The organism is Streptomyces sp. NPDC046900 (assembly GCF_040644975.1).
Classification (GTDB): Bacteria; Actinomycetota; Actinomycetes; order Streptomycetales; family Streptomycetaceae; genus Streptomyces.
In genome coordinates this window covers 255,926-268,136 of record NZ_JBEYXD010000003.1, presented here as the reverse complement: position 1 = coordinate 268,136, position 12,211 = coordinate 255,926, and the positions used below count along the sequence as shown (strand labels likewise).

8 protein-coding genes are annotated in these 12,211 nt (G+C 71.6%); 3 read left to right on the top strand and 5 right to left on the bottom strand.

Annotated features, from left to right (window positions below; translation table 11 throughout):
• Window positions 1-41: 41 nt before the first annotated feature.
• The 4 genes from ABZ904_RS05330 to ABZ904_RS05315 form a co-directional block, all read right to left on the bottom strand.
• On the bottom strand, window positions 42-1,262 hold the full coding sequence (locus ABZ904_RS05330) for an MFS transporter (RefSeq protein WP_361821245.1): 1,221 nt from the start codon (window positions 1,260-1,262) through the stop codon (window positions 42-44).
• Window positions 1,263-1,350: 88 nt separating this feature from the next.
• Window positions 1,351-2,373 carry an endonuclease/exonuclease/phosphatase family protein gene (locus ABZ904_RS05325; RefSeq protein ID WP_360988918.1) on the bottom strand — a complete coding sequence of 341 codons (1,023 nt, stop codon included), beginning with the start codon at window positions 2,371-2,373 and terminating at the stop codon, window positions 1,351-1,353.
• A 176-nt stretch (window positions 2,374-2,549) separates the two neighbouring features.
• Window positions 2,550-3,176: a TetR/AcrR family transcriptional regulator gene (locus ABZ904_RS05320; RefSeq protein ID WP_359393394.1), complete on the bottom strand. Its 627-nt coding sequence runs from the start codon at window positions 3,174-3,176 to the stop codon at window positions 2,550-2,552.
• Between the two features lie 94 nt (window positions 3,177-3,270).
• Entirely contained in the window at window positions 3,271-4,863 is a 1,593-nt protein-coding gene (locus tag ABZ904_RS05315) for an MFS transporter (RefSeq protein WP_359393392.1), read from the bottom strand.
• A gap of 220 nt (window positions 4,864-5,083) precedes the next feature.
• Between ABZ904_RS05315 and panB the strand changes: the two genes are divergently transcribed.
• From panB to ABZ904_RS05300, 3 genes are all read left to right on the top strand, one after another.
• Window positions 5,084-5,971: a 3-methyl-2-oxobutanoate hydroxymethyltransferase gene (gene panB / locus ABZ904_RS05310; protein ID WP_361821241.1), complete on the top strand. Its 888-nt coding sequence runs from the start codon at window positions 5,084-5,086 to the stop codon at window positions 5,969-5,971.
• An 826-nt stretch (window positions 5,972-6,797) separates the two neighbouring features.
• Window positions 6,798-7,823 carry an ATP-binding cassette domain-containing protein gene (locus ABZ904_RS05305; RefSeq protein ID WP_359393388.1) on the top strand — a complete coding sequence of 342 codons (1,026 nt, stop codon included), beginning with the start codon at window positions 6,798-6,800 and terminating at the stop codon, window positions 7,821-7,823.
• Window positions 7,820-8,689, top strand: a complete 870-nt coding sequence (locus tag ABZ904_RS05300; RefSeq protein WP_359393386.1) for an ABC transporter permease — start codon at window positions 7,820-7,822, stop codon at window positions 8,687-8,689. The genes ABZ904_RS05305 and ABZ904_RS05300 overlap by 4 nt, the downstream gene beginning before the upstream one ends.
• Window positions 8,690-8,721: 32 nt before the next feature.
• On the opposite strand, the gene ABZ904_RS05295 is transcribed toward ABZ904_RS05300, so the two are convergent.
• A complete protein-coding gene (locus tag ABZ904_RS05295; protein WP_361821315.1) occupies window positions 8,722-12,021 on the bottom strand; it encodes a BTAD domain-containing putative transcriptional regulator in 3,300 nt (1,099 codons plus the stop codon).
• Window positions 12,022-12,211: the final 190 nt, after the last annotated feature.

The window sequence follows — 12,211 nt, the reverse complement described above, 5'->3', positions numbered from 1 at the left end:
AAGAGGGGCCGAGCCACCGGCCCGGCCCCTCGACACCCTTGTCAGCCGCGCACGCTCTCCGCGTGGTCCGGCAGATGCGACGCCACCACACGCTCCCGCCCGGTCTTCGGAGTGCCCTGCCGGCGGTCCACCGCGTACGCGACACCCGCCACCGCGAGGCCCAGCACGGCGAGAGCCGCGCCCGCGACCGCCGGGGAGGTGGCGCCGAAGCCCGCGGCCAGGGCGAGGCCTCCGATCCACGCGCCGCCCGCGTTCGCCAGGTTGAAGGCCGCCTGGTTGGCCGAGGAGGCGAGGGAGGGGGCTGCGGAGGCCTTCTCCATCACCATCAACTGGAGCGGGGAACCGGTGATGAACGCGGCCGTACCCAGCAGGGCCACCGCCAGGGCCGCGCTCCACTGCGCGCTCATGAGCAGCGGGAACAGCGCCAGCACCGCCGCCAGTGCGGTCAGGCCGCCGAACAGCGTGCCCCGCAGCGAGTGGTCCGCCAGACGGCCGCCCACCAGGTTGCCGATCGTCGCGCCCACGCCGAACAGGGCCAGGAGCAGGGTCACGCTGGCGTCCGCGTAGCCGGCAGCGTCCGTCAGCATCGGCGTGATGTAGCTGTAGGCCGAGAACAGGGCGCCGAAGCCCGCCACCGTGGTGCCCAGCGCCAGCCAGACCGGCAGCGAGCGCAGGGCCACGAGTTCGCCCCGCAGTCCGCCGGCCGGGGCGTGGGTGTGGTCGTGCGGGATCAGGAGGAAGAGCGACACGATCGCCGCCACCCCGATCACGCTGACACCGAGGAACGTCGCCCGCCATCCCAGGTGCTGGCCCGTCAAGGTGGCGACGGGCACGCCGGCGATGTTGGCGACCGTGAGACCCAGGAACATCAGTGAGACCGAGCGCGCCTTGCGCTCGGGGGCGACCAGACCGGTCGCGACGACGGCGCCGACGCCGAAGAAGGCACCGTGCGGCAGTCCGCTCAGGAAGCGGGCGGCCAGCAGCCCGTGGTAGCCGGGCGCGAGGCCCGAGAGCGCGTTGCCCACCACGAACAGTCCCATCAGGCCGATGAGGACCTTGCGGCGGGACAGCCGGGCGGTGACCGCGGCGAGCAGCGGCGCTCCGATCACCACGCCCAGTGCGTACGCCGAGACCAGATGCCCGGCGACGGGGATGGATATGTGCAGATCGTCCGCGACCTCGGGCAGCAGGCCCATCATCACGAACTCGGTGGTGCCGATACCGAAGGCGCCTACGGCGAGGGCGAGCAGGGCCAGGGGCATGAGGGGCCTTTCAGAGCGGAGTTCCGTACGGAGCGATCAATATGTTCACGTACGGAACAAAGCCTCTCACGCCGACTATTCCAGCGGGTTACGAGCCCGTGTCCACCTTCACACGCGCCGCGATCGGCAGGTGGTCGCTCCCCGTCCGCGGGAGGGTCCACGAGCTCACCGGCTGGACGCCTTTGACCATGATCTGGTCGATCCGCGCCATCGGGAACGACGCCGGCCAGCTGAACCCGAAGCCGCTGCCCGCCGCACCCTGGGTGGAGCGCATCTGGGAGGTGACGGCCCTGAGCGCGCGGTCGTTCATCGTGCCGTTGAGGTCACCCAGCAGGATCACCTGGCTCAGCCTCTCGCCCGCGATGGCCTCGCCGAGCGCGTCCGCGCTGGTGTCGCGCTGCCGCGCGGTGAACCCGGCCGCCAGCTTCACCCGCACTGAGGGCATATGGGCGACGTAGACGGCGACCTGCCCCTCAGGGGCGTCGACGGTGGCCCGCATCGCCCGCGTCCAGCCCAGCTTGATGTCCACCGCCTTCACCCCGCGCAGCGGGTACTTGCTCCACAGCCCGACCGTGCCCTGCACCGAGTGGTACTTGTACGTCGACGCCAGCGCCCGCTCGTACACCGGGACCGCGGACGCCTTCAGCTCCTCCAGGGCCAGCACGTCCGCGCCGGAGTTCGCCACGTCGCGGGCGGTGCCGGACGGGTCGGGGTTGTCGGCGTTGACATTGTGCGTGGCCACCGTCAGATCGCCGCCGCTCCCGGTCTTGTCACCGAGCAGACCGCCGAACAGGTTCAGCCACACGACCAGCGGCGCCAGCAGAGCGATCAGCGCGGTGGCCGACCTGCGCACCAGCGCGAGGATCAGCAGCAGCGGGATGAACACCACTCCGAGCCACGGCAGAAACGTCTCGGAGAGGCTGCCGAGATTGCCTATGGCGTTGGGGATCTTCGCGTGCAGCACCATCACCAGGGCGAGCACGACCGCGAGAGCGGCCAGCACGATCCCGCGGCGCCAGATGCCGCCGCCGCGCAGGTGCCGGAGCCGGGATCCTCTGCGGTACGGACCCGTGCCGCCGCCGCCCGCCTCCGTCTTGTACGCCTGCGCCATACCGTCGCCTCACCACTTGCCGTGCACACCGTCGCCCCCGCCGTTACGACCCTAGGGGATGATCGGCTCCGTCTCTGCCGCCCCATGGCGGCCGTACGAACACGAGGACGGCGAACGCGGAGCCCGGAGTTCCGAACAACGGCACGAGAGGTGCCGTCTGTGACGAAACCAGCACATTACTCCGGTGAACTGACGGGCCGTAGTCCTTCGAGGACCGTGTCGACGATCTCCTCGGCGAGTCCCTTCTCGAGCCGGGCGTCGGGGCGCAGCAAGGAGCGTACGAGCATGGGGCCGACGAGGAGATCGTTCATCAGGTCGACGTCCACGTCCTTGCGCAGTTCGCCGTTCTCCTGGCCGCGGCGCAGGACTTCCAGCCCGAGCCGGCGCCTCGGGGCGACGACGGTCGTGTGGTAGGCGGCCCAGATCTTGGGGCTGCTCTTCATCTGGGCGTGCACATTGCGCAGGATGGCCGAGGAGCGGTTGGCCAGTCCGCGCTGCCGCAGCGACTCCAGGAGCACGACCAGGTCGTCGCGCATCGAGGTTCCCGGCAGTTCGGGGTCCTCCGGCTCGCCCGCCCGCAGGACGTCGACGAAGAGGTCCTCCTTGTTGCTCCACCGGCGGTAGATGGTGGCCTTGCCGACACCGGCCGTACGGGCGATCCGCTCTATCGACAGGTCCGCGAGGGGGACGCCTTCCTCGATGAGCTTCATCACCCCTTCCAGGATGGCCCGTTCCACGGCCTCGCTACGGGGGCGTCCCCGTACGGGGCAGTCCTGCTGAGGCCGGCTCTGCGCGAGGCTCACGTTCGACTCCGTCCTTGCTGCGCTGGGATGATTCTCCCCCCGTGTACGCCTGAACGGGCACCCGGCGCCCCGAGTGCCCGGCCATGACGTGCCGTCAGTGATCGGCCCCCACCAACTCCTGCTCTTCCTTGCCCTTCTGCGTGGCCGGCGCCTTCCCGGGCAGGAACAGCGCCACGACGACCGCGCCGATCACCGCGACGCCCGCGCCCCACAGCGCCGTGGTGTGCATCGCGTGCAGGAACGCGTCGTTGGCCGGGGAGACGAGGGCCTTGCCGTTCGGGCCGAGTTTCGCGGCCACGCCGAGCGTCGCCTCGATCGACTCGCCCGCCGTGTGGCGGACGCCCGGCGGGAGCAGGGACAGCTTGTCCTGGATGCCGTTGCGGTAGGCCGTCGACAGGACCGAGCCGAGGACCGCGATGCCGAGGGCACCGCCGACCTGGCGGAAGGTGTTGCTGAGCGCGGACGCCGAGCCCGCCTTCTCCCGGGGCAGCGCCTGCATGATGACGACGCTGGTCGGGGTCATGATGTGCGCCATTCCGGTGCCCATCAGGAAGAAGATGACCTCGAGGATCCAGATCGGCGTGTCGGCCTGCAGGGCGGCGAACGCTGCGAGCATCGCCGCGATGACCACCATGCCGGCGGTGGTCGTGGCCTTGTTGCCGAACCGGTCGACCAGCAGCCTGGCGCGCGGCGCGAAGATCATCTGCGCGACGGCCAGCGGCAGCATCAGCAGACCGGTCTGCAGCGGCGAGTAGCCCCGCACGCTCTGGGTGTAGAAGACGGAGAAGAAGGTCACGCCCATCAGTGCGAAGAAGACCAGTGCGATCGCGGCGATGGCGGCGGAGAAGACCTTGTTCTTGAAGTACGTGACGTCGATGGACGGGTGGTCGCTGCGCTTCTCGAACACGACGAACAGCACGAGCACGGCGAGACCCGCGGCGATGGTCGCGAGGACCGTGGCGTCGGTGAAGTCCGCGAGCTGGCCGCCCTTGATGATGCCGTAGACGAGCAGGACCAGGCCGACGACCGACAGGACCACGCCGATGGGGTCGATGCGGCCGGGGTTGGGGTCGCGGGAGTCGGGGACCAGCCAGATCATCAGGGCCAGGGCGACGACCACGATCGGCACGTTGATCAGGAAGACGGAGCCCCACCAGAAGTGGTCGAGCAGCACACCGCCGGTTATCGGGCCGATGGCGATGGCGAGGCCCACACCGCCGGCCCAGATGCCGATGGCCTTGGGCTGCTCGTCACGCTCGAAGACGTTCATGAGGACGGCGAGCGTCGCGGGCATCACGAAGGCCGCACCGAGGCCCATGAGCGCGCGGAAGGCGATGAGCTGCCCCGGAGAACCGGACTCGGCGGCGAGCGCCGACCCGGCGCCGAACACCACGAGGCCGGCCAGCAGCATTTTCTTGCGGCCCAGGCGGTCACCCAGCAGCCCCGCGGTGAACAGCAGTCCGGCGAAGACGAGCGTGTAGGCGTTGATGGCCCACTCCAGCTCGCTCTGGGTGGCGCCCAGGCCGGTCGGCGCCGGCGTGGAGATCGTCTTGATCGCGACGTTCAGGATGGAGTTGTCGAGCACCACGATCAGCAGGCTGAGCATGAGCACGCCGAGGATGGCCCAGCGGCGCTTGTGCACCGCCTCGGGCACCCGCCGCTCGACGGGGACAGCTTGGGTAGTCATGGCAACGAGCCTAGGCAATTTTCGATACGGAACGGTCTCGTATCGGAATACTTTACGGAGACCTTAAGGAAAGACCTAGGTCGCCGCGAAAACCGGCCTAGGTCCTGGGACGCGGGCCCCCTTCTCACCCCGCACTAGCCGCGCTTGGCACGAAGTGCCACCATGGGGGTGGTCCGGGGACGCCGTCAGGGCGCCTCGAGATGACAGAAGGAGCGTTGCGATGACGCAGCTTCCCGCTGCCCAGGGACAGTCCGCTCAGAGTGTGCTCAAGCCGTCCGACAGCAGCAAGGCGCTGTACGGGGGAACGAGCACCCGCCGCATCACGATTCGGGACATCACCGCCGCCAAGGAACGCGGCGAGAAGTGGCCCATGCTCACCGCCTATGACGCGATGACCGCGTCGGTGTTCGACGAGGCCGGTATCCCGGTCATGCTCGTGGGCGACTCCGCGGGCAACTGCCACCTCGGGTACGAGACGACGGTACCCGTCACCCTCGACGAGATGACGATGCTCTCGGCGGCGGTCGTCCGGGGCACACAGCGCGCCCTGATCGTCGGCGACCTGCCCTTCGGGTCCTACCAGGAAGGCCCGGTGCAGGCCCTGCGCTCGGCCACCCGCCTGGTCAAGGAGGCCGGGGTCGGCGCGGTGAAGCTGGAGGGCGGCGAACGCTCGCACGGCCAGATCGAACTGCTGGTGGAGTCCGGCATCCCGGTCATGGCGCACATCGGGCTCACCCCGCAGTCCGTCAACGCGATGGGCTACCGGGTGCAGGGCCGCGGCGAGGAGGCCGCCGCGCAGCTGATGCGGGACGCCAAGGCGGTGCAGGACGCGGGCGCGTTCGCGGTCGTGCTCGAACTGGTCCCGGCGGAGTTGGCCGCGGAGGTCACCCGCGCGCTGCACATCCCGACGGTCGGCATCGGCGCGGGCCCGGACACGGACGCGCAGGTCCTCGTGTGGACCGACATGATGGGGCTGACCGGCGGCCGGGTGCCGAAGTTCGTGAAGAAGTACGCGGACCTGCGCCAGGTGATGGGCGATACGGCGAAGGCCTTCGCCGAGGACGTCGTGGGCGGGACGTTCCCGCTCGAAGAGCACTCGGTGCACTGAGCCCGGGTGCGGTAACCGGCACGCTGCGGACCGTGCCTGGCCGGTCGCGCAGTTCCCCGCGCCCCCATGGAGGGCGCAGCGGCAGCCCGCCGATCTTCCCCCGTCGGCGGGCTGCCGGCTGTTGCGGCGGGGGCCCGTCTGCCGGCGGTCCGTCGGCAACGGTGTCTCGCGGGCCGTAGGCGATCCGCCGGGCTGGTGCTGGTCCGCCGCTGCCGCCGGGCCGGTGCTGGTGCGCCGCTGCCGCTGGACGTGGGGTCCGTCGGGACGGTGGGCGGTCCCTCGGCGTCCGTAGACGCCCCTGTCTGGGCTGACGCCGGTTCCTCGCCGGCCGCAGGCAACCCGTCGGCGGTTGTCGGCGGTCCCCCGGCAACCGCAGGTGCCCCCGTCAACGCTGTCACTGGCCCCAGCCGATCCATCAAGGCTGTCACCGGCCCCTGCCGATCGCAGGCACTCCGTGTCAGGACCGTCACCATCCCTTCGGCAGGTGTAGGCGACCCATCGGCAGGTGTAGACGGCCCCTCCCCGACCGAAGGCGCCCCCCATCAGGGCTGTCCCGGGTCCCTCCCCGCCGCAGGCGACCGGGTAGGGGCTGTCGGCGGCCGAGCCCCAGCCGTATGCGACCCGTCCGGACTGTCGCCAGCCCCCGCCGGCCGTAGGCGTCCCATGGCGACCGTCACCAACCCATCCCCAGCCGTAGGCGTCCCCTCCCGACCGTCACCAGCGCGTCCCCAGCTGTAGCCGATCCGTCGGCAGGTGTCGGTGGTCGGTCGGCAGGTGTAGGCGGGCTGTCGGTGGTTTGTCGGTGGGGGCTGGCACCTTGGTCGGCATGACGCGAATCGACAACGACCCCATCGACGCCGCCCCGGACGCGGCCGTCACCGTACGGGGGCTGGTCAAGCACTACGGCGAGACCAGGGCACTGGACGGTGTCGACCTCGATGTGCGCGAGGGCACCGTCCTCGGCGTGCTCGGCCCGAACGGCGCCGGCAAGACCACCCTGGTCCGCTGCCTGTCCACCCTCATCACCCCGGACGCCGGTCACGCGACCGTCGCCGGCTACGACGTCGTCCGGCAGCCGCGCCAGACGCGGCGCGTGATCGGCCTCACCGGCCAGTACGCCTCGGTCGACGAGAAGCTCTCCGGATTCGAGAACCTGTACATGATCGGCCGGCTCCTCGACCTGCCCCGCAAGGAGGCCCGGGCCCGGGCCGAGGGACTTCTGGAGCGGTTCTCGCTCACGGAGGCCGCGCGGCGCCCGGCGTCCACGTACTCCGGCGGTATGCGGCGCCGGCTGGACCTCGCCGCCTCGATGATCGGCCACCCCGCCGTCCTCTACCTCGACGAGCCCACCACCGGGCTCGACCCGCGCACCCGCAACGAGGTGTGGACCGAGGTCAAGCGGATGGTCGCCGAGGGGGCGACCGTACTGCTCACCACCCAGTACATGGAGGAGGCCGAGCAGCTGGCCTCCGAGCTGACCGTCATCGACCGCGGCAAGGTCATCGCGGGCGGCCGGATCGACGAACTGAAGGCGAAGGTCGGCGGCCGTACGCTGCGCATCCGCCCGGCCGACCCGCGGGAGCTCCACCCGACCGCCGCCGCGCTCGACGAGTTCGGTCTCACCGGCCTCGGCAACGCGACCGTGGACGCCGAGACCGGCACCGTGCTCGTGCCGATCCTCAGCGACGAACAGCTGACCGCCGTCGTCGGCGCGGTCACCGCCCGCGGCATCACGCTCGCCGGCATCGCCACCGAACTGCCCAGCCTGGACGAGGTGTTCCTGTCCCTCACCGGCCACAAGGCCGGTGCCCCGCAGGACGCGTCCGCCGCCCGTGAAGAGGTCGCCGTATGAGCTCCCGCCCGTCGCCCACCGCCACCCTGGACGAGGCGCTCCGCCCCGCCCCTTCGAAGACTCTCACCGCTCCCCTCGCCGACGGTGAAGGCCGCCTCGGCCCCAGGGCCCAGCTGCGCCACATCGGCGCCCTGGTCCGCCGCAACCTCCTGTGGATCCGCCAGGACCCGGAGTCCATGTTCGACGCGATCCTCTTCCCGATCGTGTTCTGCCTGCTGTTCGTGTTCGTCTTCGGCGGTGCGATCGCGGGCAAGGGTCACCAGGACCAGTACGTCAACTACCTGGTGCCCGGCCTGATGGCGATGATGGGCATGAACATCGCCATGGGCGTGGGCACCGGCTTCAACCAGGACTTCCAGACGGGTGTGATGGACCGCTTCCGGTCCCTGCCCATCGCCCGCTCCTCGGTGCTGATCGCCAAGATCACGGTGGAGATCGGGCGGATGCTCGTCGCCACCGCGATCCTGCTCGCCGTCGGTTTCATGCTGGGTCTGTCCGTCACCAGCGTGCCGGGGCTGTTCGCGGCCATCGGTCTGTCGATGGTCTTCGGCTCCGCCATCATGTGGATCTTCCTGACCATGGGTGTGGTGATGAAGAGCGCCCAGGCCATCCAGGGAATGGGGTTCCTCGTGCTGATGCCCCTGCAGTTCGGATCGTCGATCTTCTCTCCGCCGTCCACCATGCCGGGCTGGCTCCAGGCCTTCACCGACTACAACCCGCTGTCGACGCTCGCGGACGCCGCGCGCGGACTGATCAACGGCGGCCAGCCGATCGCCCACGACGTGACGATCACCCTGGTCTGGTCGGTCGCGATCACGGCGATCATGGCACCGGTCGCCATCCGCAAGTTCACGACCAAGACCTGACCGGGCGGCCCGGCTCGACGACCCGGTCCGTGTCACACGAGGGCGACGGCCTCCTCAAGGGAGAGCCCGTCGCCCTCGGCGTACGCGGCTTCGTAGGCCGCGTCGTCCAGTACGGCCCGGGCCCCGGACTCCGCCATGGTGCGGGCCTCGCGCTCCGCCGGAGTCCGGATGTGGCCGGGCGGCAGCACGCGGTCGGCGGCACCGAGGCACACGGCGGCGTCCCGGGCGCGGCGTCCACCGTCCGCGCGGGCAAGGGCGTTCGCGGCGGTGACCAGATGCACGGAGGACATCTGCGGTGCGATCACCCGGGTCATCTGGTCCGCGGCCCGCGCCAGTGCCGTGCGCACCTTGGGCAGGGCCTCCTCATGCCGCTGATCGGCCACGTCCAGCCAGGCCTCCATACCGAGCACAAGGCCGTCGAAGACCACGAAGCCGACCGCCCCGAACTCCTCGCGCAATTGCCGTACCTGCTCGCGCGCCTCGTCCACGCGGTCCGTACGGCTCAGCCACATGGCCAGGAAGATCCGGGCCGCGGGCAACGCGTCGTGCACCGTGCCGTGAGCGTCCTCCAGGACCCGGCGCAGCAGTTGCTCGCCTCGCTCGGTGTCGCCCGCGTCCAGCAGGACGCTGCCGAGGCGGGCATCGAGCACGTTCATCTGGGAGCGGGCGCCGAGCTGTTCGGCGTACTGCCGCGCCTCCTCGTAGTCGGCGGCTGCGAGCAGATAGTCACCGGCGCGTTCGCGGGCCTCGCCGCGGGCGGAGAGGGCCTCGGCGGCGCCCCAGGTGTCGCCGATCCGGCGGAAGATGTCCAGCGCCTCGTCCGCGTCCTGGGTCGCATCCTGCGACCAGTCGCCGCGGTTGGCGAGGATGTTGGCGCGCAACTGCAGGGCCTGGGCCAGCTCCCAGGTGTGACCGAGCTCGCGGCAGGTGCGGACCGACGCGTCGATGACCCCACGGATGCCCTCGAGGTCCGAGGTGAGCAGGACGGCGAAGAACCACAGGAAGCCGGGGACGCGGCAGGTCTGCGGCTGGCCGGGCCGGTAGGTCCCGGCGATGACCCGCAGCTTCTCCTTGGCCTGCGGCGTCTCCCACGCCTGCATGTCCATGTCCATGCAGGCGAGGTAGACCAGATGGGCGCCCCGGCGGGCCTCGTCCAGCATGTCCGCGGACATCGGCGGCGGGTTGTCGGTGCACCTCTCGGGGATGTCCGGCACCGGCCGGGCGGGCGCCGCGAACGGATCGGGGCCGAGGGTCATGACCGCGGCCGACCAGGTACGGGCGTCGCTCCGCAGATCGCGCATCTGCCAGTACCAGCACAGCGAGAGCAGTAGGCAGAGCGCTTCCTGCTCGTCGCGGGCGGCGACGGCTCGGCGCAGCGCGCCACGCAGGTTCTCGTACTCGACCTGGAGCCGCTCGATGGCGGCTCGCTGTCCGCCGGAGCGCAGCAACGGGTCCGTGGTGCGGGCCACTTCGCGGTAGTACGTGAGGTGGGCGCGCTCGGCCCGGGGCCGCTCGCCGGACTCGTCGAGCCGTTCGGACGCGTACTCGGCTACGGTCTCGAGCAGCCGGTAGCGCATCTCCCCGTCGCCCGAAGGGGCGGCCACCACCAGGGACTTGTCGACCAGCGAGCCGACCGCCTCCAGGGCGGCGGGACCGCACACGGCCTCGGCGGCGTGGAGGTCGCAGCCGCCGGAGAAGACGGACAGCCGGCGCAGCACCGCGCGTTCGTCCGCGTCCAGCAGATCCCAGGACCAGTCGACGACGGCCCGCAGGGTCTGCTGGCGGGGCAGTACGGTGCGGCTGCCGGAGGTGAGCAGCCGGAAACGGTCGTCGAGCCGGTCGGCGATCTGCCGCGGCGACAGCATCCGCAGCCGTGCGGCCGCGAGTTCGATGGCGAGCGGCAGCCCGTCGAGGCGGCGGCAGATCTCGGCGGCGGCCCCGGGATCGTCCTCGACGCGGAAGCCGGGCCGTGCGGCGGCCCCTCGGTCGGCGAGCAGCTTCAGCGCGTACGGCTGCGGCAGCGGCTCGACCGGGCGCAGCAACTCCCCCGGCACACCGAGGGGTTCGCGGCTGGTGGCGAGGACCGTCAGCCCCGGGCAGTGCTGAAGGAGATGCTCGACGAGGTGGGCGGCGGCGTCCACGAGGTGCTCGCAGTTGTCGAGGATGAGCACCATGCGCCGCCGCGCGCAGTGCTCGGCGAGCCGGACGAGCGGGTCGTCGTGCCGCTCTGCGACGGCGCGCATCTCCTCGGCTCCGGCACCGCGCAGTACGGTCTCGCGCCCGCCCACGGCGGTCAGCACGGCCTCCGGCACCGCATCGGGCTCGTCGACCGGGGCCAGCTCGGCCAGCCACACCCCGTCCGGCGCCAGGTGGGCCACGGACTCGGCGGCCTCCTGCGACAGCCGGGTCTTCCCGGCGCCGCCGGGCCCGAGCAGGGTGACGAGCCGGGCGCCGGCGAGGTCGGCGCGCAGGGTGTCGATGTCGGCGCCCCGTCCCACGAAGGAGGTGAGGCGGGCGCGGAGGTTCCCGGGGTGTGCGGGCGCGTCGGCGCCCCCGTCGGCGGGTGGCCGGGGGCGGCCCGGGACGTGGGACGCAACCGCTTCCGGGGCTTGGAGCAGTTCCCCGTGCAGTGACCGCAGCTCCGGTCCGGGGTCCGAGCCGAGACGGTCCGCCAGCATCTGCCGTACGTCCTCGTAGGCGGCCAGCGCCTCGGCGGGGCGGCCCGCGTCGCGCAGGGCGCGCAGGCGCAGCGCCTGGAGGGGCTCGTCCAGCGGGTGCAGATCGCACAGGGCGGTCAGCTCGGGCAGATGCTGCTCGCCGTGGCCGAGGGCGACGGCCGCGGTCAGTCGGGCCCGGCGCGCGTCGAGGCGGCGGGTCTCCCAGCGGGCGGCCTCGGCGGTGCGGTCCGGCAGGTCGGCCAGGGCGGGGCCGTGCCACAGGGCGAGGGCGTCGTCGAGGACGACCGCCGCCTTCGCGGGGTCGCCGTCGGCCAGTGCGCGTATGCCCTCTCCGGCGAGCCGCTCGAAGCGGTGCAGGTCGACCTCGTCCGGTGCGGCGGCGAGCCGGTAGCCGCCGTCCACCGACTCGACGGCGTCCGCGCCGAGCGCCCGGCGCAACCGCCCGACCAGCGCCTGGAGGGCACCGGTGGCGTCGGCGGGCGGGTCCCCGTCCCACACCTCGTCCACGAGGAAGGCGGCCGGAACGATCCGTCCGGCCCGCACGGCGAGTACGGTCAGCAGGGCACGCAGCCGGGCCCCGCCGACCGGGACGGGAGTGCCGTCGGCGCGGAGTGCCTGGGTGGTGCCGAGAATCCGGTAGCGCACGGGGCCCATTGTCCCCGGCCGAGCCCCGGCACCGCTCCCGGGTTTCGGACCCGCACGGTGCCTGCCTTCCGGCGAGACCGCCTCGACCACGAAGGGCAGCGGTTCTTCGCCGGCCTCACCCATGTCCGAACGGACGTGCCCCAGCGCAGGGGTGACCGGTGCCAAGGCGAGCCCGTTCCACGTCAGGAACCTGGGACTG